Below are 23,548 nucleotides of genomic sequence, written 5' to 3'. Positions count from 1 at the left end.
GTAAAATTATGAATGATACTATTATGGAGAGAAATTAATTCATGAAAATGCACAACCAAATGAACAATCGGCGCAGTGGCTGGTTATTAATCTTAACCGGAGGTCTCTGGTTAAAAACCGTCATTGCTTATTACTTAGATTTTAATATGGGCGCCGCTGATCCTTTTCAACATTTTTTACTCATTATGAATCCCATTGCTACAAGTTTACTCTTATTGAGTTTGCCACTTTATTTCAAAAAAGCGAAACCATATTATTGGACCACTCTAGCCATTTATGTTTTAGAAACAATATTACTATATAGCAATATTTTATATTACCGCGAATTTAGTGATTTTATTAGTATTAACACCATTTTAAGTGTGGGCAAAGTTGCTAAAGGCCTTGGCAGCAGTGCCATTGCTATGATTAAAGTACACGATTGGATTTATTTTATTGATTTTCCAATTTTTGCTTTATTATGGATTACTAAAAAAGTTACTGCCGACCCCAAGCCCACTAGTAAGTTACAAGCTTTTTTAATTACCAGTCTGAGTTTAACCATGTTAGCCGCTAACGTTTTTTTAGCCGAATTAAGTCGACCACAATTATTAATGCGGACCTTTGATCGCACCTATATTGTTAAATATTTGGGACTGAATTCTTTTTTAGCATATGATAGTTTTAAAACCGCCCAAAGTAACAATCTCCGCTCCGGTGCGCAAGGAGCTAATATGGATCCGGTCTTATCTTATGTCAAACAACATTACGCCACACCTAATCCAAAGTATCAAGGCATTGCCAAAGGCAAAAATGTTATCATCATTCATCTCGAAAGTTTTCAACAATTCCTGATCGATAGTAAAGTGAAGGGTCAAGAAGTGACTCCCTTTTTAAATAGTCTTTATCATTCTGATAATACCCTAGCTTTTTCCAATTTCTTCCACGAAGTTGGTCAAGGCAAGACAAGTGACGCAGAAACTATGTTAGAAACGGGGCTTTTCGGCTTACCTGAAGGATCTTTTTTTACTAGTTTAGGATCTAACAATACCTTCCAAGCCGCACCGGCCATTTTAAATCAACAACAAGGTTACACCTCGGCGGCGTTTCATGGTAATATTGGTTCTTTTTGGAGTCGCGACACTGTTTACAAAAATATGGGCTACAATTATTTCTTTGATCAAAAGTATTTTCAACAAACTGCCGATAGTAACACTTATTGGGGCAGCAAAGATAAACTCTTATTTGCGGAAAGTACCAAATATTTAGAACAGCTGCAACAGCCATTTTACGCTAAATTTTTGACAGTCACTAATCACAACCCCTTTGAATTAGCCAATGATGACCTCGGTGGCTTTCAAAAGCCCGATACTAATAATACAATGGTCAATAATTATTTTGGCACTGCACATTATCTTGATGAAGCTGTTCACGAATTCTTCGACTATTTAAAGGCTAGTGGTTTGTATGACAATTCGATTATCATTCTTTATGGTGATCACTTTGGCCTAAGTGAAGGTGATGAAAAAGACGTTGCGCCGGTCATTGGTCATGATCCGAAAACTTGGAGTCAATTCGATCATATTCAACTGCAACGTGTTCCCTTTATGATTCATATGCCCGGATTAAAGGGAGGAATTCAAAAACAATACGGTGGAGAAATTGATGTTTTGCCCACTTTATTAAATCTCTTGGGCGTCAATACTAAGCCTTACATCTTTATGGGCAATGACCTCTTATCCAAGCAACATGACCAAAATGTCATTTTCCGTAACCATACGTTCGTGACACCTAAGTATACCGTGATTAATAATAGTAATAACAAAATGACCATTTATCAAAACAGTAATGGTCAATTAATCACTGATCCAACACCCGAATTGAAAAGTAAACTGCGCCAAATTGCCCAAAAGAAGGATACTGAACTGAGTTTATCAGATTCCGTCAATAAAACTAATCTCTTGCGTTTTTATACTCCCAAGGGCTTTACCCCTGTCAATCCTAAGGACTATAACTATCAAGACGAATTTCAACACTTAATGAAAACACGCGATGCTTTGGGGGATAAATCAACTAGTCTTTATTCCAAAAATAATAATAAAACGACTACTGATTTATATAAGAGCAATGCCCCTGAACTAGATGGTAATGATAATTTTCTCTATGAAGTTCCCCAAAAATAAGCTAAACAAACTAACTAAAAAAGCATTAGTTCAACATTCTAGTAACGAATTCACAGTTGAACCAATGCTTTTTGTTTTATTCTCAACTTAACTATAAAATAGCATTCACAATTAAATCTAATAAAAATAAACCACTTAAAACTAGCAATGTGGCATTTAATTGCTGACCTTGCTTAGTGGCCCATTTAACCACAGGATAACTCACAAAACCAAAAGCTAATCCCGTGGCAATACTGCCAGTTAGCGGAATCAACGTAATAATCAAAAACGCCGGAAACCATTCACTAAAATCTTGTAAATTTAAAGTTTGCAATTGTTGCATCATCATAGCCCCTGTCAGGATCAAAGCCGGTGCAATCGCGGCTTGAGGGATATATTTTAAACCACCGACTACAAACAACGAAGCACTAAATAAAATAGCTGCTACTAAAGATACAATCCCACTGCGACCCCCACTTTCAATTCCCGCAGCACTTTCCGCCGCGGCAACAGTCGGACTACTGCCTAGAATTCCAGATAATACAGCTGTAATGGAACTACTTTGAAAGGCTCGCGGAAATTTTTTCTGGTCAGGTAAAATGCCAGTCAATAGCCCCATGGATTCAAATACTAAAATCATGGTCAAAGAAAAGACCGCCAACCAAAATTTCAAATTTCCAATTTGACTAAAATTAGCTTGATTAATTAACTGTGACATTTGGGTTAATTGACTTAATTTGACTGGGGGAGCAGCTGCTTGTAAATGAAAAATAACCGCTAAGATACTGCTCGTAATAATACCGATAATAAAATAACCTGGAACTTTTTTTAAATATAAAACTAACGTTAATACTAAGCCAAATAAGGCCAGTAACGTCATTGGCGCAGCTAAGTTGCCTCCTGCTACTAAGGAACCATTATGACCTGCTACAATGAGTCCCGCCTTTTTTAACCCCAGCTCGACCAAGAACAAGCCGATCCCAACGCTAATCCCTGTTTTTAAACTAGCTGGAATTGTTTTAGCTAACAAGTGTACTAGTGGTGTAAAAGCAATCACTAAATACGCCAAACTGCTTAAGATAGAAACTGCTAAGGCCTCTCGCCAACTAAATTTGAGGTTAACTACTAAGGTATACGTAAAAAAGGCATTGACGCCCATTCCTGGGGTCAAGATCACCGGTGCATCTGCCCAAAAAGCCATAATTAAACAGCCGATTGCCGAGATAATAATCGTCGCAAACACACTCAGATTAACCGGCATGCCGGCATCCTTTAAAATTAGCGGGTTAACAATAATAATATAAGAAATGGCGAAAAAACTGGTAACCCCCGCTAACAGTTCAGTCTTTAATTGCTGTGGTTGTTTGAATATTTTAAACAAAATGATCTTACTCCTCATTAATTTCTTTCGGAATGCCATCAAAACAGCAAAGAAGCCAAGAAAAAAATCGCTGAGTATGATTATAACTTTCTTAAGTGTTAGTAACACCAAAATTGAATCGCAATAATCAGCTTTGAGCGACTTTGATCTCAGCCTCTAACTTCAGCTTTAGAATGATGCCAAAATTAATTTCTTGATTGCTGTTTGCACTCCTTGTTGTTGCTCTTGAACTAAAGCGACGCGACCAGCAATGGCTTTTTCATCCATAGTAATTTCTCGACCTAAACCGGGCACAGCCACTTTGGGCTCAAAAAATTGTTGAAATTCTGCTAAACGCTCTGGTGTATGAAAGGCATTCGCGGTCACCGTAATAAACGCAGTAAATTCCATGTCGCCACCTAAGCTTTGTTCCAGCCAACTCCAATCGCTGCGTAACCAATCCCAAGCTAGTTGTTGACCCTGAGGATTAAGCAACACACCCCGATACCAAGCCCGTAAGTCTTGCGGTTTAATTGTTTGACTATCTTCAAATAAAGCGATCATCTGGTGTAATAATGATGGATCTGCTATTTTGGGCATCGCAGCAGCGATATCACTCTTTAAATCAGCCACACTAGTTTGCCGATATAAAGTCATTAATTGCTCAAACAACGCCGCATTGCCATAGTTTTGCACTTCATTAACTAACAAACTTGCTCGCGTGGCAGCTGGAAAACTAGCCAAATTAGCTTGATACTGACCGAATAATTGATGCCCTTGCTGAATGAGAGCTGGATTTTCACCATAAAGACCCGCTTGTATCAAAATTGGGCGACTTAACTGATCATCTAGACTTTCTTGTTCTTGAGGTAGCCACCCTAAACGATTGATTTCCGCCGCACTAAATTGGCGATAAACTTGTTTTAATGCAGTTTCGGCAGCTGTTTGTGGTTGGACAAATTTTTGCAATTGACGCAAAATTTGGTAAAATTCGGCATTCACAATATTAGAAGTACTATGACTAAACTGCGGTAAAATCTGAATAACTGCAGCATAAGGTTTTTGTTGCCCTTCGGCTAATAACGCTGCATCTTGTAAAATTTGTAATTGAGTCACCGCATCTAATTCACTAACGTTTTGAACCAAATCGGTCAAGAGTTGATCATCATAAGCTACAATAAAGTGTGATTCATTTTCCACGTTCAACTGTAATGGTTGCTGAGCTGCTTGACGTAACTTAGTATAATGCGGAATTTCTACAGTGGCTGTCGTCATCAACTGAGGTAAGGCCGTAAAATTACTCTTTAACGGAATTTGCCACTGCCGCTGTTGGTCTTGACTTTCGCCAATAAAAAATTGTTGTTGGTGCAAGATTAATGTATCAGCCTGCAGTTTGACTGTCACGACTGGATAACCTGGTTGTTCCAACCAAGTATCCATAATCTTTTTTAAATCCATGTGGGCAGCATTACCCAAAGCTTGCCACAAATCATCGCCAGTCGCATTAGCATACTGGTGCTGGTCAAAATAGGCTTTGAGACCTTGCCGTAACGCTTGATCACCAATCAAAGCGCGCACCATCACTAACATGCGTGCCCCCTTGGCATAAACAATCGCACTATCAAAGATCGCGTCAATTTCGGCGGGCTGTTCAACTTGCACGTGAACTGACTGGACCCCAGCAGTGGCATCTCGCTTTAGTGCTGCCGGCACTTCGGCTGTTTGAAACAATTCCCAGATATGCCAATCCGGTTGCAAGGCATCTATCGCCACGTATTCCATCATATTAGCAAAACTTTCATTTAACCAGAGATCATCCCACCACTGCATGGTTACTAAATCGCCAAACCATTGGTGAGCCAATTCGTGGGCAATCACTGTCGCTACATATTGCTGATTTTCTAAAGCGGCGTTTTGCGGATCAACTAGTAAACAGGTTTCCCGATAAGTGATTAAGCCCCAGTTTTCCATGGCACCTGCTGAAAAATCTGGCAAGGCCAAATGCCAAGAATGTGGCAAGGGATACGGTGTTTGATAATAATCCTCATAAAATTCAATTGAACGTTTGGCGATGTCTAAAGCAAAAGTTAATTCCTGAGCTGAATGGGCTTTGGTAGCAAAGACGCCTACCTCTACCCCACTTTTCGTCGTGGTCGTCACTTTTTGTAACTCACCAAAAGCAAAGGCTACTAAATAAGTCGACATTTTAACTGTCGTTTCAAAATAGTGCACCCCTTGCTGCACTTGTTTTTCAGGCATATTGCTAATAATTGTTTCACCGGGGTGTTCATCAAATTTAATAGCTAAATTAAAAGTTGCCTTGGCCGCTGGTTCATCGACACAAGGAAAAGCTTGCCGAGCAGCTGTCGTTTCAAACTGAGTTCCAATTAATTGCTTGGTTTGGCCGGCCACTTGATAATAAGAGGGGTAAATGCCCATCATTGAATCAGTTAAAGGTGCCTCATAAGCAATTGTTACCGTCGTAGCTCCTGCTTGCGGCAATTCAATCGTCACAGTTTCTTTTTGTTCATCAACACTAAAAGTTAAGTTTTGATCGGCTGCGGTCACGTTTTGAATAGTTAAATATTTTTGATGCAATTTAATAGTTGAAGTCACAGCCCAACCGCGCACTGTCGTTTGCCCATGAATCATTTTAGTTTCTCGATTAATGTCTAAATACAAATCATAATGCTCGGGTTGAAATTGTGCGTATAATCTAGTCTTATCTGTCATTATTAATCCACCTAACATGAGAATAATTTCATTATAATTTATCTATTCTGCAGAAACTAGTAAAAATTTTTTCAGGTATTCATCCAAGTTGTTATCTAGTCGGCTACTAAGCGCCTTGGGGACCACTTTTTTTGGCTGCAGACAACTTATCTTCATCATAAAACGTCAACGTAAACGTCGTGCCTTTTTCTAACCGGCTATGGACTTGGATTTTACCTTGATGTTGTTGCATTAACTGGTGCACAATGGCTAACCCTAACCCTGATTCGCCATATTTGGTATTTTTGCGGGATGGGTCAGCTTTATAATAGCGTTCCCAAATGTTTTTCACTTGATCTTCACTCATGCCAATGCCATTATCACTAATCGTAATCATGACGGCCTGTTGTTGGTCATCATGCCAAGCTGTCATTTTGATCCAACCCTGTTGGGTAAATTGAATAGCATTTTGGGTAATATTAAAAACTACTTGAATAAACCGATCATAATCCGCATAAACATCTAACTTCTCCGGTGCCTGCAAAATTAATTGATCCTGTGCCGATTCCGCCTTTTCTTTTAATTGCGCAATAATATTATTTAGACAATCAGTGGCATTAAAAGTTCGTTGATGTAACGGAATTTGGTTAGTCCGAATTTTTTCATAATCCAAATTCTCATTAACTAAGCGAATCAAACGTTTAGTTTCATTGCGCATTAATTGGATACTATGCTCACGCTGATCCTCGGGAATAGCATCATAAGCCAAGCCCTCTAATAACCCATTAATTGTCGTTAACGGTGTGCGCATCTCGTGCGAAGCATCGGCCATAAACTCTTTGCGACGTTGTTCTTGGCGTTTAATTTCTTGATCAGACTCTTGTAATGATAAAGTCATCGCATTAAAATCATTGGCCAAATCATCCAGTTCGTCTTGACCATCCGCAGCAATTTGGACATCAAAATCGCCACCCGCGACTTGTTTAGTCGCACGCCGTAATTTATCAATCCGTTTGACTTGCCAATTAGCCAAATACCAACTCATAACCAAAGCAATTAACACCGAAATTAATAATGCTATTAATAAGTTATGTTTAATCGTATTAATACTGGTTTGAATCGCTGATACTTCCGAACCAGCCAATAACACCGCCACTAATTTATTATTATGATCAAACCAAGGCTTCATAATATAAGTCATCGGCTGCTTATTATAAACTCGCGGCCTTTCGTTTTCATGACTATTGCGCTCGCGAATAACGTTTCCCGCTTTTAATAATTTTAACGTGTGGTGATCAATTACCGGCCGTTGCGTTCGATTCGGATAAATCTCACTACCCGTTTTATCAAACATGACAAAATTAACCTTTTGGTCTGCCAAAACTTCTTGCATTGATTCTAAAGTGTCTGCGGTAATGTTATCAATATTGCCCGTGCGGGGATTCACTTTGAGCGCCATTTTTTGTAAGTTATCTGAATAGCCCTCCAATTGCACCCAGGTTTGACGATAAGCCATATTTTCACTATAGCTATAAACCGCAATGGAGATAACTCCTAGACAAGTTCCCACGACGATCAAAAAACCTAACATATATTGATAGATTAATTTCATGATGCACCTAAATCCGAATCGTCAAACTTATAACCTACTCCCCAAACAGTTTGAATCACTTGGGGACCGACTTGTTCAATTTTTTGGCGTAATTTTTTAATATGGGCATCAACCGTCCGCTCATCACCAAAATAATCATAGCCCCAAACTTGTTGTAACAATTGTTCCCGCGAAAAAACTTGGCGAGGCTTATTGGCCAAAGTTTTCAACAAATCAAACTCTTTAGGAGTTAAATTAGGAATTTCTTGTTGCATTAAATAAGCTTCACGAGTATTACTATTCAGTTTGAAATATTTAGTTTGAATATCAAAATTTTTATCACTAGCCGTGGTGGTTTCGGTATCAGTTAATTCACTGCGCCGATGCAAGGCTTTAATCCGAGCAATTAAGGTAATCGGGCTAAACGGTTTCGTGACATATTCATCCGCATATTCCAAACCTAAAACTTGATCACTTTCAGAATCACGGGCCGTCAACATAATAATCGGCACACTGGCCGATTTTTGGCGAATCTCTTTAGCCACTTCTAAGCCATCTTTACCGGGTAAATTCAGATCCAAAGTAATCAAATCCCAGGAATTTGGCTCTTGATTAAACATCTCTACCGCTTCATTACCATCATAAGCAAAATGAACGTCCCAATTTTCTTTTTGAAAAAACATCGACATCATTTCGGAAACAGATTTATTATCCTCAATCATTAATAATTTCATAAATTATCTCCACATCAATTATTCAAATCTTACTTATAGAATACAGTTTAAGGCTTACCATACGTCAACACAACCTTTCCCGTGGTATGTTGACTTTCTACCAGCTGGGTTGCGTGTTGCAAACTCGCAACTTCAAATCCAGTGATTTCTTTGGTTAACGTGGAGTGCAGTAAGCCTTGATCCAGCCAGGCTGCAATTTGGCGCAAATACTGACCTTGTGAAGCCAAATTTGGAGTTTGATAATAACTTTTCGCAAACATCCACTCCCAGCAAAAGCTAACACTTAACCGTTTTAAATCGTTAATCTGGTGCTGACTCATATTAGTAATTGTGCCAATCATGCCAGTTGCTGGTTGAATGAGTTGAATAATCTCTTGCCAATGCGCATCGACATCACTCAAAACTAAAATATAGTCAAACTGTTGCTGGTGTGCTTGCGACACTAAATCTTGATGATGATCTAAAACATGATCTGCTCCTAACTTTTGGACCCAAGCGACAGCTTCTGGGCGTGAAGCCGTCGCCCAAACCTGCAAGCCACACAACTTAGCTAATTGAATCGCACTTGAACCAACACCACCAGCACCGTTAATAATAAGAATAGATTTAGCTTGATTAGCTAAGGTATTCAACGTTAAATGTAATTTTTCAAAAAGTAATTCATAGGCTGTCAGAGCAGTTAAAGGCATAGCAGCACTTTGAGCCACGGACAATTTTTGGGGAGCTAACGCTACTAAGCGCTGATCGACCACTTGTAATTGGGCATTACTACCCGGTCGCTTCAGATCGCCGGCGTAAAAGACCCGCTCTCCAGGATGAAAATCTCGAACGGCGGAACCAACTTGTTGAATAATACCAACAGCATCAAATCCCAAAACGCGAGGTTGCTTTAAAGCGTGTAATGTTTTACGCGTCGCAATATCAATCGGATTGACAGCAGTCGCTAAGACTTCCACCAACAAATCATTCGCTTTTATCGTTGGCAAAGTCAACTCCGTCTTTTGAAAACACCGGTCATCTGTAACTGGGTAATAATTATCTGAACCCATTGCTAAACTTAACATCGCAATTCCTCCTTAAAATACTACTTAAAATTTTAATAACTAACGTTGATTAAACAATTGCTACTCCAAATTTTTCTTTTAGCACAACCGCATGGTTTTTTGACTAAAATACGCTATAATTAATTCATTATACTTAATTTATCTTGATAGGAGTTTTCTCATGACCCAAAAAAAATCACTCTACTTGGCTTGTTCTTGGTTTAGTCCGGAAGAAGAACAATATATGCAGCAAGGTCAAGCCGCTTTAGCACAAAACCCAACGGTTGATTGGGAAAATAGTTTTCGACCACTGGAACACCAATTTAATGATGTCGACGTGACCAAACAACCAGAAATGTTGGCTGATCCTTTATGGCAAATTGGCACTTTTCGTGGTGATCTCGCAGGAATTGATCGTTCTGACGTAGTCTGTGGCATGTTTTTACCAACACATGCAGACACTGGGATGGCTTTTGAATACGGTTATGCCTATGCTAATCACAAACCTATTGTCGCCGTCATTCCCGACGATAATCAAGAAGCCATCAACTTAATGCTGATTCCTAGTGCCACTTGTTATATTACGTTGAGTCAATTAGCAACCTTTGACTTTAATAACATCACTTATCAAGTTTATCCTGGAACTTGTTATTAACTTTTAAAAATTCATAACATTAAAAGAGCCCCTTGGTAATTAGATTACAACAAATCTAATAATTAAGGGACTTTTTTTACTTTGTAAATTAAGTTATGAACAAAATTCGACCACCCAGTATCAATAACAGAATGGCCAACACTAAGTTACCAATTTGTGCCACTCGCCAAATCATTTGAAATTGTTTACCTATAGGCCGCTTAGCATTTTGATAAATCCGGTAGAATTGCCAAATGCTTAAACTAATAATAAAAATTGCACTTAATATTTTTAACATCTGTGCCTCAATTACTTAATCGGCGACCAAAATCTGGTTTAAACCATTTAAATTGGCCTACCCGAACCTTTTCTCCTGGCTGAGGAGCATGAATATACTCACCATTACCGGCATAAATTCCCACATGTTCAGCACTCCCGGGTGCGCCCCAAAAGATGAGGTCACCAACCTGTAATTGATCTAATGGCACATACTGTCCCACTAAACTCTGTTCTTGCGAAGTTCGTGGCAAAGCTAGACCCAACTGGCGCCCCACATATTGAACTAATCCAGAACAATCAAATCCTGCAGGTGTAGTACCCCCATAAACATATGGCACTCCAATATAGCGATTAGCTAATTGAACAAACTCGTTATTTTGCGCCATCGGTGGCAATTGTAAATTAGGAATATCGGTAATCTCGCCCCGCATTTGCTTTTCGTGAATTTGATAATCAGTCGAATTAACATTAATTTCCGGAACTGGTAAAGTTTGCGTTTGTGCTAACGTATTTTCAACTTTAATAATTGGTGTTGTGCCTGTCTCTGCATGAACAACAGAACCACTGACACCAGCAACTCCTAAAATTGTGATTAAAACTGACCGTCTAATAAATTTTTTTAATATCATTAAATCATAAACCCCTTAATGATTTATTTAAGTTCAGTTTATAATTTAACAAGCATCGGTGCAAGCTTTTTCACAAATAATTTGCAGCTAATTTTTGTTTATATCCACGCTAGCTGTATTAAAAATAACCACAGATCCTTTAACAGCAAAATAGCGTGTTCAGCGCCTACAAACGACGCAGCAATACGCTATTAAATGATTGAACTTTATTTCTGAGCTGAATAATTAATTTTAGCTAATTCATCAATCTTGTCGTAGAAAGCTTCGGCATCAACATTCGTTACGAACGTTACTTCGCGACCTTGGTCCGTTTGATAAGTTCGACCTTGGGAAGCTCCAGTGGTGGAAACGTCTGACTTAACCACTTTAGAATCCGCCAATTCAGGATAATTGCTTAACAACGTGGTCAGCACATCCCATAAGTAATAGATTGAATTAGCTTCAAACGAATGCACCAAAGAATAGCCCTGACCAATTAAATCTAAAATTGGATACTGGCGCTGTTTTGCCCAACGTAACCGCAACTCTTTTGTCAAAGGAACTTGATCCGTACTGTCTAAACCAACCATCGTGATTTTTAAACCGGAATCCCATACTTTTTTGACAGCAATCGGGTCCCAATAGGCATTCCATTCCATCGTATCATCAGCGCCCGGTTCAAAAACGTTACCTTGACTATTCAAAGCTCCGCCCATCCAATATAACCGGTCAATCTTATTAACAATGCTGGGATCTTCATCAAGGGCCCGCGCTAAATCGGATAAGGGACCAGTCATGACCAACGTAATTGGTGCACTAGCAGCTTGAATCTTATCAATCATATCCAAATGCGCTGGCTTAGCAGCAATGGGCGTTTTGGGTGCGCCATGTTCATTTAAAATTGGAAAATCATCAAACGAAAAAGCACTCAAGCGCCACTCTTTAGGAAATTGATGAGCCGCCCGGGAGTCTGATTTAGCAACTGATGCTGGTCGGCGTCCAGCTTGCCCAAACGTATCAATAATTTTCTGTGAAGCACTAGCAGCGGGATCCACATAACCATCGGCATCAGTGACACCAACGCCAATGACGTTAACATCGGGCATCTGTAAGAGCAGTAACAATGAAACTAAATCGTCAACATTACCATCGTGATTTAAATAAACATTACGCATGAATGAAAGCCTCCTAATTATTTAAGATAAGAATGACACAGGTCTCATAAAATCGTCAAGTAAAATCTTTTTGAGGTTAAACTTTAGATCATTAAGGTGCTTTAAGAAAGTTGTTTGGAATTAAATGTAAATATCATGATATATTAGTAATTAGCAAAAACATTTGTATTATTCGTGAATTAATTGAATTAAGGTAAATAAATAGAGTTTTATTTAAATTTATATGTAAGCGTTATTTTAGATTATATTAATGATAAGCTAAAAATCATTAGAATTAATAACTATGATAGTCCAAAACTGATTGACTTTAAAAGCTGTATTGAGGGGGAATTTAAATGAAGAATGGATTAAAAGCATCAGTCATAGGTTTAATGGCTGCTAGCATATTAGCTGGTTGTGGCAGTAATAACAGCCAACAGCAAGAAACAAAAATCAGCAAGAGCGAATTGAAAGAAATAGTTTACAAGGACACCAATTTAACTGGTGCTGTTTATGAAAAATACGCCGATAGCATGCAAACAAACCAAAATTTAACTAAGCCATCCGCAGAGAAAGCAAAAAAATTCACTAGCATAACGATTAAAAAACTTAAGAATAGTGAACAAACAAAAACAGAAAAAAAATGTACTTAAATTAAATAAATATCTCCATAATTCATCTGTTGCATTTGAAGAGTCTGATTTTAAGGAAGCAAACGCTGAGATTAATGCAATGGCACCTTACTTAGGCAAATCTCGTAAAGCGCTAGGAATTAATATTAAAGATAAAAAGTTATCTCCTTATAGAAAGTCTATGGCACATTTTGATAAAGTTGCTGATGAAATTAAAAAAACTATGCCAATGATTGATAAGAAAAACATGACTGTACGAACTTCTGATGAGAAAATTCAGTTTACTAGTGCTCAAATAGTACCGGGATACGAAGGTAAATCCACTATTTTAGTTTATTACAATGCCACTAATTTATCAGATGAACCTCAAGATGCTTATTCATTGATGCTTGATGCTGGCGATTGGCAACAAGATGATGGAGATTCGTATAAAGACTTGGATATGGGTATAGTGGATAGTGATTGGGAAGATGCACACCCAGATTATGAACAATTAGATAAGGATAGCTCTGAATCAAAATTAAAACCGAAAACCCAAGCACAAGGTGTTGCAGTTTTAGAACTAGCAAACAACGAAAGTCCTTTATTATTTAATGCCAAAGATGAAGAAAGCGACACCAAATTAGGCACAATCAAAATCCCTCTGAATTATAACAATCAATAATGTATCGTTATTTTTTTGTAATTTAGTAAATGTTACGGAGGCAACCACATGAAGAAAATATGTACAGTATTAACTGCTACCTTAATCACACTAGGTTTAGTAGGCTGCTCTTCAACTAAATCTAGCACCAAGACGAACCAATCAAAAACTGAACACGTTAAAAAATCAAAAAGTAGTAATAGAATACACAAAGAGAAAACTAAAACAGTCAGAAAAAAAGCTAAGAAAACCAATAAACAAGCTCAACAGTCGGCTGATAATCAAACTGCACAAAATCAGCAAGCTAATGATAATAGTCAAGCTCAGACTCAACAGCCACAGCAAGACCAACAACAGAATAGTGGTCAGCAAAGCCAGCAACAGCAACCGTTAACTCAAAGTCAAATAAATATGCAACGCGGTTACGATCCAAACGGCAATCCACTATTACCCGGTCAAGACCATGCGGCTGGTTCCAATCCCGATGGTAGTCCCGACGCTTGGGTTCAAGGACAGATTGACTGGGAGAAACAGAATGGTTATTTGAATGCTGACGGTACACCAACAGATAAAGGACAGCAAGCTATTGATGAAGTGAATGCTAACGCTAGTTATGACTATGACGATACTAACGGATATTAAAGGATAACTCCCCCTTTCGGGGATTACATACGTCCAAAACTAACTAATTAATTACGAGGTAAGGTTAATGCACATAGGCGAACAGACAGTTGACAAGCACGATATTTTGACACAAATGAAAGAAAAATACTCAGAACAATTACAATATATCGGAATATCTGACGATGATTTAACGCGCTTTAGCTGGTCGCAAAATAAAAAGCTTAGATTTTATATAACCAAAGTTCACGACTCATTGGACGACGTGAATAGCAACGCTTATCTTATATTTGCAGCGGATAATAAAGAAGATGACTTTATTTATATTGATTTATTGAAAGAAACAAAAAATTTTGAATTTGAAAATCTAACAGTGTTCAAAGAAAGACTTATGTATATATTGGAAAATAGCGTAAATCTAGAAGCTAATCCTGAAGATATTATACAAAATAGCATTGATTACAGATTTTGGAGTATGAATAACTATACAAGCAAAGAAACATTTCAAGAGCATTTACTTGAGTTTTTAAAACAATATATTAAAAGATTTGTAACTATGGAATATAATAATTCTAAAAAGAATCTAGAAAAAAGAAACAGTATTGAAAGCTTTTCTTTTTCAAATAAACAAATATTTGTAGATAAATATCATTTTAATGACATGCTTAAATCTATAAATGATGATCAATTTACAGATGAATTTAATCAATGTCTTTTTGCTTATGAACATGAAAAATGGTTTATTTGTGCTACAGGTATAGGCAGCTGTTTGGAACATCTGATGTTACTTACTATTTATAATTATAACTTAGAGAAAAAATTAAACAGTAGAAATCCAACCGCATCGGATTATCTTAAAGTATTTACTCAACCACCTATTAATATTGATTCACGTCAACAAACATTCTTCGATGCTCTTTTTCACTTAAGAAATTCTGTCGATCACCATAACTCTGGCTATACATCTAAGGGGATCTGTGATCAACTATTAAATGGAATAACTGATGTTTTTAATGAATATTACTTGCCATCAGTTAATAAATGAGATTAAACGTGATAATTGGTTAGCCATATTAACTTCTGGCATGTCATAAACCATATTTTCATCATCATCTAAGTAATAATACTCCAAGTCTTCATCCAGCCACACAAAAGTTAAGACTCTATTCTAGTAGAACAATAGTTTTGGACTCTGTAACCGTCAATTTGTTAAATTAATGGTGCAAAAAACTCAAAAATAACTCAATTTAGATATTATGCAAGTCAATCAATTAACCATTTCCTAAAACATGATCCCATATTCGCTAAGTAAAGTTTAAAAAATTATTGCTTTGTAAAAGGTGACACAAATGAAATCTGTAACACTCACGCCAACCTGTTATATAATAAGAATCCGTGCATTACCCCTAATTCTAATAATGTTTGAGACACTCTAACACATAAATAATCATGAATATTTATAAACACGCAACTGATCATTCAAACCAGAAAATAAGCAATAGCCAACTAAAGTAACCCAAAATTCGAAATAAAATTAAACCGATTGACATTTATAAATGTAACAAAAAAACACCCTCAAATATTGAATTTGAAGGTGTTTTTATAAAATTGAAAAAGTTGCAATGGAGATGAGGAGAATCGAACTCCTGTCCATACATACTGCCACATTAGTCTCTACATCCATAGCTACACTATTTAAAGTTCACCGTTAAGCGCGCCGTGTAACCAGGCTAACCTTAACGGCTAACCTACTAATCTCTTTTTAATTGCTCAGGTAGCACAATCAAACGTAGCCTAATTATTTGAGACCCAGGATCAACCCTTAGGCAAAATTGACTGGATCACACTTTAAACTGTGATTAAGCAGCTAAAGCGTAAGAATTGTTATTATTTTTTGCAGTTATAATTTAACTGTAACGTTTTTACGTAGCCGTAACCTACGAGATGCAACCAATGCTCAACTACATATGTCGAATCCATAACATCCCCTTAATTTTAATAATCAAATTTTATCATGTTTTAGAACCAATTTCAATTTTCAAACATCAAAAAAGATGAGACCCCACTTAAGATCTCATCTTTCATCAAGTTCAATGTTTAAATAACTATTTAACTAACCGCGCAAACTCCCGCGCAATCATTAACTCTTCATCAGTTGGAACGACTAGCGCTTTAATCTTTGAATCAGGAGCAGAAATTACTCGGGCCCCATGACCATCGTAATTAGCATCATGATCAGCTTTGACACCCATAAAGCTAAAAGCATTCATAACTTTTTCACGAATATGGGGATTATTTTCGCCCATCCCAGCGGTAAAGACTAAGACATCAACACCCTGCATTTCTGCAATATAACTACCAACATATTTCACAATGCGGTTAATAAAGACATCAATCGCTAATTGGGCATCTGGGTTAGTCTTGCGCGCCGCAATCAAATCCCGCATATCGGGTGAAATTCCAGAAATCCCCTTTAAGCCAGATTCATTATTTAACAGGTTAATCATTTCTTGCATATCAGTAATTTGCAATTTTTCCATTAAGAACGCCACCAATGATACATCAATATCACCAGCACGCGAACTCATTGTCACTCCAGCGATTGGTGTAAAGCCCATTGATGTATCAAAGGCTTGCCCATCTTTAATGGCTGTGACTGAAACACCGCTCCCCATATGCAAAGTAATCATCTTTAATTTATCATAATCAACATTTAACAGTTTGGCTGTTTCGTGTGAGACGTAATTATGGCTAGTTCCGTGAGCACCATAACGATGAGCACCATACTTTTTATCTAATTCACGGGGAATTGAGTAAATCTTATTCATTTCAGGTAAGTTATGATAGAACGTTGTATCAAACACTGCCACCTGTGGTACCCCTGGTAGGATTTGGTTAAAAGCTTCCACACCTTTACGTTCCGCTGGATTATGCAATGGCGCGTATTCATCAATTGTGGCTAATTTTGCCAAGTTATCTTCTGACAAAACAACTGAATCACTGAACACCGGACCACCAGAAACCACACGGTGACCAACTCCTGAAATATCTTGGATACTATCAATTACCTTCAATGCTAACAATTGTTTGATTAGTAAATCAACTGCTGCACTGTGCGACTTAATTGGTAATTGTTGCGTATGCTTTTGACCATCATAAGTAATTTCAAATGTTGATTGATCACTACCTAACCGGTCAACCATTCCTTTCGCAACAACTTGTTCATCTGGCATATTAAACAACTTAAACTTCAAAGTTGAACTACCAGAATTAACTACTAAGACTTTACGCATAACACTACTCTCCCCACTGAAAAGTTTTCTGACTCCAAGTTTGCAATTGTTGTTTAAATTGTGTTAAATCTTGCGCATCATCTAAATTAGGAATTTGCCCCATCAAAACTTCGGGAGATTGTTGTGCCAAAGCACCGTGCCGTTGTAACACTACCAATGATTTGGCAGCTTCTGCGCTCGCAAACAATTTCGTAGGTAAGCTTAAAACTGCTTGTAAGTATACATCTTGAACCATCCACTCTGCCAAGTGTTTGGCTTGTTCTGTTTGAAAAATTTGCGACGGCACAACAAAGATACCGATTCCACCAGGCTGCACATTTTTCATTGCCTGCTCCATCAAAAGATGATGAGCATACGAATGTCCTTTTTGGGCCTTAGTTTGAAAATTAACAACATTATCATCAACCGGATAATAGCCTACCGGTAAATCCGACAAGATCAAGTCAAAATCGCTCAATAACCAATCAGCAACCGCATCTTGATGATATAAGTCAACAGAAACTTTAATTGCTTGACTAACCGCATCAGCCAGCATCAACATTTGATCATCATTGTCCAAGCCATACATTTGTAAACTCAGCTCTGTGCTGTGCTGTAATTCATGATTAGTTTGGTACAGCAAATTACCCGTGCCAATCGCTGGATCCATGGTCTGCAAAACTTTTTTCGGATACTGCTGAAACACTTCTGTAATTACTAAGGAACAAAGAGTGGCAATAATATTAGGTGTCATTAAATGATTGACATCGACTTGATCCAACCGCTGTGCCTTAATAATTGCTAAGTCTAGTGCTTCCTTGACTTCCTTAGTACTAAAAGTCGTTAAATCAAAATTTTGATATTGTTGATTTAAACTCTTAGCCTGCTCTTCATTCGGAAAACCATCCTCAATAAAAGTTGCTTGACTCAAAATATTTAAAATATTTTCGGATAAGGCATCTTGATAAGTCACCCGTAAATCTTGTTTTAATTCTTGCGTCGTTTGATCCACAAATTGATAAATTTGTTGAATCCGAGCTTGAGTTTGACTCATAGTCGTCTTCCTTTCACTTCACACTTCCATAATATCTTAGCGGAAGTTACTTCAATTAGCAAAGTTTATAATTTTTTCCGTATAAAGCTGATCTAATTGACGTTGTGTGTGTAATTCCGACTGGTAAAAATTCAAATAGACTATCAAGAATAAACATTCAACATTCAATAAAAAAATTGCACTAATTGATACCATAGCCTGCTGTTTTAAATGATGTTGCTTATTGGAAGTCAACATAATATTCCCACTTTCGACGATACTGGTCAATGGCTTTTATTTGTAAAATTTGATTTTTAACTTCTAAATGCAAATTTTTTTGCTTAATTAATAATGGCATGTGACCCTGGCTCACACCGGTGAGTCGTAACATATCATGATAAATCTGTAATTGATAGATTTTGTGCGGCAATTTAGCCTGCTCATCCGTTTTTATCACTACTTTGGTAGGTGTTGCTTGTTGAATACTAGCATGCTGGCTAATTTCCTCCAGTTCCAGAATCGCTACCACCCAATCACTACTCGCCCGAAACAAACTGAGTTTTTGTTCATGATAAGTTGTTAGAAAATAAGCAATGCAAGAAAAAGTCAACATTGAAATAAATAAGGAGACTAATACTTCACTGAGTAAAAAAGCGGAATGTCTTTGTTTGAGTATCATAAGTTAGACCTACATTTTGACAAGATACTTTAATTAAATCCGTTTGTTGATTAAACGTATACTGTCGATTATCAAGTGTAATTTGTTGTAAATTTGGTTGTTGTAATTTTTGATACAGCGCGATTTTCAGACCCGTCTGGCGCTGCGTTTCATGCAATTTCGTTTGCGTTGGTAAAATGCACAAGGGTATAATACTAATCGCTTGCAAAACTAAGAAGAACCCCAGCATACTATCAAGTAATAAAAAAGCCGCCTGCCGTTTATGTGGCAATTAATTGCCCCCATCCCATTTGAATTTTATAAATATACTTTTTATTTTTGGTAAAAAAAACAATCGTTGCTGGTGAAACTATCGCATCACCAGCGATTTCTAACTTTAATGCTCGTCCATGATTCGTATCAAACTCAAAGGTCATACTCTGCGGAAAATCTTGAACGATTGTTTGACCATTGGGCAGACCAAGGCTGCGAAAATAAATTCGATGAGCTTGATTATCTAACAAAATGGTACATGAATGCTTCGTTATAAAGACCGTTTTTAAGGCAGTGTGCCAATTATATTCAAACTTAACTAAGGCTAGCTGTTCTTGTTGGTCGACTAATTGTTCATGGTAGTCATTAGTCGGAATTAACAAAATAGTACACACTAAACCTAACGTGATGACTGCTTCTAACAAAGTGAAAGCTGCTTGACTATTTCTTAGGTCCTTGAACGGTGCCATTTTCAATGGTATAGCCATCTCCCTTGGCTTTTTTAGCTTGTGCTGCTGATAAATAATGATCTTGTTCTAATTGATCCCAACTAACATTATTACCATCGTCGTACATATCAACCTGGGTTTGTAAAGTTGATTTAAAGGCATTATCAGTTTTGGACTGCGCCGAGTGTTTTTGCGTATTAATATTTGGAATAATGATTAATAATAATAGCGAAATAATAAACAAGACGATCACCATTTCGATCAAGGTAAAGGCAGACTGCTTTTTCGTCAATTTTTTCTTCATGATCTACAATCCTTTCATCATGGCATAAATTGGTAAGAGAATGCTTAAATATGTTCCTAGGATCATGACCGCAACTATTATGAAAAAGAAGGGCTGGATTTGATTAATTAACCGTTGAATTTGTTGTTGAACTTGTTGATACTTTAATTCAGCAATAGTTTGTAATTCAATCGCTAATTGTAATGTCGCATGCCCCAAATTCACGGCAATATTAATCTCTTTCGGTAATAGCGGACTCGTTTTAACAATTTCTTTCAAAGAAAGACCGTGAATGATTTGCTGTTGAATCTGCTGGGCCAAATCATATTGAATCGATCCGGGTGTTAACTTTTGGGCTGCTTGCAAAATTTCTTGCAAGGACAAACCACTTTTTAAAAAAGTCGCTAAAGACGTCAACAAAACATACTGATAATAATTTTGATAAATACGTCCTACAATTGGCCAGTGTAATTTATGCAAAGCTTGCTTTAATTCTGGCAATCGCCGTAAATAAAACAATTCTGTTAATAAACCACCAACAATTATTAAACCTAAAATTCCGAGAATTACCTTACTCCAGATAGATAAATGAATTTTAGGTAATTGTTGGGCCAATTCAACTTTTAAAAAAACTAATAATGTTGCTAAACTAATCAACAAAAATATTGGATAAGCTAATAAATTCAAAATTGTCCGAGTATTTTTTTGCCGCGTCTTTAAGGTTGCGGCATTTTCTTCTAAGCAGCGCACCAAATTACCGTGAATATCCGCAATCGTTATTTGACTAATAATTGTTTTGGATAGTCCTGTCACAATTAAAGCTTGATCTAACAGCATTCCCGCGTTTAACCTTTGCAAAACTTGGTTCAAAACCTGCTTTTGTTGCGGATAAATTATTTTTAACGATAGTAGTGCAATTTCTATCGAAAAGCCATTTTTAACTAATTTAGCCAATGTGGATAAAAATTGTGCTTGTTGGGCTACCGTCAATTTAACCGGTCTGTAATTGTTCAAAAACTTCATCACTAATCAATCCCTTTTGATAATCATGGTGTAATAATTGCTGCCAATCTTCAAAATTACTTTGCGGAATTTTAATGGCTTGCACCAAGTCATCATCTAACAAAACATCTTGATAAACTTTGACCGTTTGACTAACTAGGGGCACTAACCGCTGGTAAACCACGCAGTTTAAGACGGAATACATTTCACTTTGACTAATTCCGAGTTCCATCATCCGCCCAATGACGGCATACTTATTGCGTGCATGTACCGTTGATAAAACCAAATGTCCACTCAAAGCAGCCCTTAAAGCCATGCGTGCTGTGGTTTCATCTCTAATTTCTCCTAGTATTAAAACATCTGGTCGGTGTCGCAATGAAGTTTTGATTAAGTCTGCGTAACTCATTTGTGCTTGATTATTGACTTGAATTTGTAAAAAACTCGGTTCGATGATTTCAATGGGATCTTCAATCGTCAATACAATTTTCTGAGCGGCATATTGCTTCGTTAATTGATACATTGACGTTGTCTTCCCCGAACCAGTTGGACCACTAAATAAGATCAGACCCCGGCGATTCATTACTTTAGCCCATTGCTTACGTAAAAGTGTTGGACTAGTATCAGACTTTAAAGGATACAGTAAGCGAATCACTAAAGATTCCTGATTGGAAAAATTGCCGACCGTTGACAATCGTAAATTTAATTGTTGCTTTCGATAAGAGAAACTTCGCGCTCCTACTTGGGGCCGGCGGTGTTCACTGATATCCATATCCGAACTAAATTTTAAATAATTAATCACACCTTGAGCAAACGCCGCATCCAAAATTTGATAATCATGTAAACCATCGAGTTCACGCATTTTCACTGCAAACTTGGAACCATGGGGCAGGAAAAAAATATCCGAAACTTCGCGTTGACAAGCAAATTCTAACAACTGTTGGGTATAAACTTCTGGTTGCATCTTTAACCTCCTTTCAGTTTAAAAATACCCGGAAAAACAAAAAAACTTTTCTTAAAATTAAGAAAAGTTTTTTATCAGAAATTTGTAATTTTTAGTTAATTAATAATTTAATCTTCTTCAGCAGCCGCCGTAAAGACTTCTGAAACATCATCATCATCTTCTAATTGATCAATCATGTGTTCAAATTGTTCTTGCTTATCTGCGGGAACTGGTACCGTGTTCTTAGGAATCATCGTTAAAGTAGCATTAGCTAATTGGTAACCCATTTTTTCCAAAGCATCCCGGACCTGCGTAAACTCTTTGGCTTCCGTATAGATTTCAAAAGCGTCATCACTAACTTCCAAGTCGTCAGCGCCAGCTTCCATCAAATCTTCTAGCATCTTATCTTCATCAGCATCCGTTGTTGAACGATCAATGACGATGTAACCTTTACGATCAAATAAATAAGACACTGAGCCAGCAGAACCCATACTACCACCATTGCGGGTAATGGCTACTCGCACAGAAGTGGCAGTCCGATTCTTATTATCAGTCAATGTATTAACTAAGACTGCCACACCACCCGGAGCATAGCCTTCATAAGTGATTTCTTCATAGTTAGCGCCACCAGCACCGGAAGCTTTATCGATCGCCCGTTTAATATTATCTTTCGGCATATTAGCTGCACGAGCTTTATCCATCACCAAACGTAAGGAAGCATTGTTCGCTGGGTCAGGATCACCACCCTTTGCTGCCATGTAGATTTCACGTGACAGCTTTTGAAAAATTTTACCACGCTTTGCATCTTGAGCGTTTTTCCGCCCTTGAATGTTATGCCATTTAGAATGTCCTGACATTCGCTTACTCCTTCTTTCCGATTAGTATAATTAATAGACAAAACCTTTATAATCATACCAAATTTAACGTCTATCAGCAACGTTTTCTCCATAATTGCCAAAGCCATAAGAAAATATAGGTTAATCCGGCGCCAATAAAAGCTCCCAAACTATCCAACATGACATCTTGAATTAAGGGACTGCGGCCACTCGTCAACAATTGATGAAATTCATCTAACCCCGCTAAACCAGTAGTACTTAACCAACTCAGCCACGGAGCTAGGTGCCAATGCTTAACTTCATTTTTTAAAAATAAAGTTCCCACTATGCCTAACATTCCAAAGACACTCAAATGTGCTAATTTGCGAATGCCAAATTCAATTAATTTGTAATAACCAACCGTTGCCACTGCTTGGCGCTTATGACCATAAACAAAATCAATGTTTTGTAAAAACCGCTTGCCCGGGCGATTAGGTAAATAGTACTTTAAGAAAGGTACTAGTGACTGCTGATGATAAGTCATGGATGAACTAATAAAAATTCCAATAATCAATACTATAATTAAAATTAACCACCAAATTTGTCGTGAGTGTACTTTTTTCATCTTAACCTCAACTAACGATTTGCTGCATTAATTTTAATATATTCTA

23 protein-coding genes, 1 other RNA gene and 1 pseudogene are annotated in these 23,548 nt (G+C 37.3%); 6 read left to right on the top strand and 19 right to left on the bottom strand.

From position 1 onward, the window contains the following. The first annotated feature begins 41 nt into the window (after nt 1-41). Nucleotides 42-2,162 carry an LTA synthase family protein gene (locus tag AC3B6Y_RS07075; RefSeq protein WP_489790830.1) on the top strand — a complete coding sequence of 707 codons (2,121 nt, stop codon included), beginning with the start codon at nt 42-44 and terminating at the stop codon, nt 2,160-2,162. A 91-nt stretch (nt 2,163-2,253) separates the two neighbouring features. Here the strand turns inward: AC3B6Y_RS07075 and AC3B6Y_RS07070 are convergent, their stop codons facing one another. From AC3B6Y_RS07070 to AC3B6Y_RS07050, 5 genes are all read right to left on the bottom strand, one after another. Further along, nucleotides 2,254-3,540, bottom strand: a complete 1,287-nt coding sequence (locus tag AC3B6Y_RS07070) for an NCS2 family permease (RefSeq protein ID WP_489757394.1) — start codon at nt 3,538-3,540, stop codon at nt 2,254-2,256. A 150-nt stretch (nt 3,541-3,690) separates the two neighbouring features. Then, nucleotides 3,691-6,234 carry a M1 family metallopeptidase gene (locus AC3B6Y_RS07065; RefSeq protein ID WP_489790829.1) on the bottom strand — a complete coding sequence of 848 codons (2,544 nt, stop codon included), beginning with the start codon at nt 6,232-6,234 and terminating at the stop codon, nt 3,691-3,693. A gap of 106 nt (nt 6,235-6,340) precedes the next feature. Next, the gene (locus tag AC3B6Y_RS07060; protein WP_489790828.1) at nt 6,341-7,825 is read right to left on the bottom strand and encodes an ATP-binding protein; all 1,485 of its coding nucleotides are present in this window, start codon (nt 7,823-7,825) and stop codon (nt 6,341-6,343) included. Further along, nucleotides 7,822-8,538 carry a winged helix-turn-helix domain-containing protein gene (locus AC3B6Y_RS07055; protein WP_489757391.1) on the bottom strand — a complete coding sequence of 239 codons (717 nt, stop codon included), beginning with the start codon at nt 8,536-8,538 and terminating at the stop codon, nt 7,822-7,824. Before AC3B6Y_RS07055 ends, AC3B6Y_RS07060 begins: the two co-directional genes overlap by 4 nt. Nucleotides 8,539-8,585: 47 nt before the next feature. Continuing rightward, nucleotides 8,586-9,602 (bottom strand): zinc-binding alcohol dehydrogenase family protein, encoded by a 1,017-nt coding sequence (locus AC3B6Y_RS07050; RefSeq protein ID WP_489790826.1) that lies wholly within the window; start codon nt 9,600-9,602, stop codon nt 8,586-8,588. A gap of 160 nt (nt 9,603-9,762) precedes the next feature. On the opposite strand from AC3B6Y_RS07050, the gene AC3B6Y_RS07045 reads away from it, so the two are divergent. Then, nucleotides 9,763-10,236: a nucleoside 2-deoxyribosyltransferase gene (locus tag AC3B6Y_RS07045; protein WP_489757389.1), complete on the top strand. Its 474-nt coding sequence runs from the start codon at nt 9,763-9,765 to the stop codon at nt 10,234-10,236. A gap of 88 nt (nt 10,237-10,324) precedes the next feature. Here AC3B6Y_RS07045 and AC3B6Y_RS07040 read toward each other — a convergent pair whose 3' ends face one another. The 3 genes and pseudogenes from AC3B6Y_RS07040 to AC3B6Y_RS07030 all read right to left on the bottom strand — a co-directional run bounded on the left by AC3B6Y_RS07040 (nt 10,325) and on the right by AC3B6Y_RS07030 (nt 12,277). Continuing rightward, nucleotides 10,325-10,513, bottom strand: a complete 189-nt coding sequence (locus AC3B6Y_RS07040; RefSeq protein WP_489757388.1) for a hypothetical protein — start codon at nt 10,511-10,513, stop codon at nt 10,325-10,327. Nucleotides 10,514-10,520: 7 nt separating this feature from the next. Beyond that, nucleotides 10,521-10,850, bottom strand: a pseudogene (locus tag AC3B6Y_RS07035) (C40 family peptidase); the annotation flags it as partial. 479 nt (nt 10,851-11,329) lie between these two features. Continuing rightward, nucleotides 11,330-12,277, bottom strand: coding sequence for a nucleoside hydrolase (locus AC3B6Y_RS07030; protein ID WP_489790824.1), 948 nt, complete (start codon nt 12,275-12,277; stop codon nt 11,330-11,332). A 335-nt stretch (nt 12,278-12,612) separates the two neighbouring features. Between AC3B6Y_RS07030 and AC3B6Y_RS07025 the strand changes: the two genes are divergently transcribed. The 4 genes from AC3B6Y_RS07025 (at nt 12,613) to AC3B6Y_RS07010 (ending at nt 15,197) form a co-directional block, all read left to right on the top strand. Then, complete coding sequence (locus AC3B6Y_RS07025; protein ID WP_489790822.1) at nt 12,613-12,909, top strand: hypothetical protein; 297 nt, start codon at nt 12,613-12,615, stop codon at nt 12,907-12,909. Beyond that, the gene (locus AC3B6Y_RS07020) at nt 12,875-13,552 is read left to right on the top strand and encodes a DUF5067 domain-containing protein (RefSeq protein ID WP_489790820.1); all 678 of its coding nucleotides are present in this window, start codon (nt 12,875-12,877) and stop codon (nt 13,550-13,552) included. The genes AC3B6Y_RS07025 and AC3B6Y_RS07020 overlap by 35 nt, the downstream gene beginning before the upstream one ends. 48 nt (nt 13,553-13,600) lie before the next feature. After that, nucleotides 13,601-14,173 (top strand): hypothetical protein, encoded by a 573-nt coding sequence (locus AC3B6Y_RS07015; protein WP_489790001.1) that lies wholly within the window; start codon nt 13,601-13,603, stop codon nt 14,171-14,173. Nucleotides 14,174-14,279: 106 nt separating this feature from the next. Then, complete coding sequence (locus AC3B6Y_RS07010; protein ID WP_489790818.1) at nt 14,280-15,197, top strand: hypothetical protein; 918 nt, start codon at nt 14,280-14,282, stop codon at nt 15,195-15,197. A gap of 575 nt (nt 15,198-15,772) precedes the next feature. Here AC3B6Y_RS07010 and ssrA read toward each other — a convergent pair. The 11 genes from ssrA to AC3B6Y_RS06955 all read right to left on the bottom strand — a co-directional run bounded on the left by ssrA (nt 15,773) and on the right by AC3B6Y_RS06955 (nt 23,502). Continuing rightward, nucleotides 15,773-16,141, bottom strand: a transfer-messenger RNA (tmRNA) gene (gene ssrA, locus AC3B6Y_RS07005). Nucleotides 16,142-16,257: 116 nt separating this feature from the next. Next, on the bottom strand, nt 16,258-17,445 hold the full coding sequence (locus tag AC3B6Y_RS07000; protein ID WP_489757377.1) for an acetate/propionate family kinase: 1,188 nt from the start codon (nt 17,443-17,445) through the stop codon (nt 16,258-16,260). A gap of 4 nt (nt 17,446-17,449) precedes the next feature. Further along, entirely contained in the window at nt 17,450-18,478 is a 1,029-nt protein-coding gene (locus AC3B6Y_RS06995; RefSeq protein WP_489790816.1) for a class I SAM-dependent methyltransferase, read from the bottom strand. A 220-nt stretch (nt 18,479-18,698) separates the two neighbouring features. Further along, complete coding sequence (locus AC3B6Y_RS06990) at nt 18,699-19,136, bottom strand: hypothetical protein (RefSeq protein ID WP_489790814.1); 438 nt, start codon at nt 19,134-19,136, stop codon at nt 18,699-18,701. Further along, on the bottom strand, nt 19,096-19,407 hold the full coding sequence (locus tag AC3B6Y_RS06985) for a hypothetical protein (RefSeq protein WP_489769095.1): 312 nt from the start codon (nt 19,405-19,407) through the stop codon (nt 19,096-19,098). The genes AC3B6Y_RS06990 and AC3B6Y_RS06985 overlap by 41 nt, the downstream gene beginning before the upstream one ends. Continuing rightward, nucleotides 19,397-19,858: a hypothetical protein gene (locus AC3B6Y_RS06980; protein ID WP_489790812.1), complete on the bottom strand. Its 462-nt coding sequence runs from the start codon at nt 19,856-19,858 to the stop codon at nt 19,397-19,399. The genes AC3B6Y_RS06985 and AC3B6Y_RS06980 overlap by 11 nt, the downstream gene beginning before the upstream one ends. Beyond that, entirely contained in the window at nt 19,830-20,141 is a 312-nt protein-coding gene (gene comGC / locus AC3B6Y_RS06975; RefSeq protein ID WP_489757372.1) for a competence type IV pilus major pilin ComGC, read from the bottom strand. Before comGC ends, AC3B6Y_RS06980 begins: the two co-directional genes overlap by 29 nt. 3 nt (nt 20,142-20,144) lie before the next feature. Then, nucleotides 20,145-21,143 carry a type II secretion system F family protein gene (locus AC3B6Y_RS06970; RefSeq protein ID WP_489790810.1) on the bottom strand — a complete coding sequence of 333 codons (999 nt, stop codon included), beginning with the start codon at nt 21,141-21,143 and terminating at the stop codon, nt 20,145-20,147. Next, the gene (comGA, locus tag AC3B6Y_RS06965) at nt 21,112-22,083 is read right to left on the bottom strand and encodes a competence type IV pilus ATPase ComGA (protein WP_489757370.1); all 972 of its coding nucleotides are present in this window, start codon (nt 22,081-22,083) and stop codon (nt 21,112-21,114) included. Before comGA ends, AC3B6Y_RS06970 begins: the two co-directional genes overlap by 32 nt. Before the next feature lie 107 nt (nt 22,084-22,190). Beyond that, nucleotides 22,191-22,919, bottom strand: a complete 729-nt coding sequence (locus tag AC3B6Y_RS06960; RefSeq protein ID WP_489757369.1) for a YebC/PmpR family DNA-binding transcriptional regulator — start codon at nt 22,917-22,919, stop codon at nt 22,191-22,193. 73 nt (nt 22,920-22,992) lie between these two features. Continuing rightward, entirely contained in the window at nt 22,993-23,502 is a 510-nt protein-coding gene (locus tag AC3B6Y_RS06955) for a VanZ family protein (protein ID WP_489790808.1), read from the bottom strand. Nucleotides 23,503-23,548: the final 46 nt, after the last annotated feature.

The organism is Bombilactobacillus sp. ESL1092, assembly GCF_058107465.1.
The sequence above is the reverse complement of the archived record's forward strand: the minus strand, read 5'-3'. Positions and strand labels throughout refer to the sequence as shown.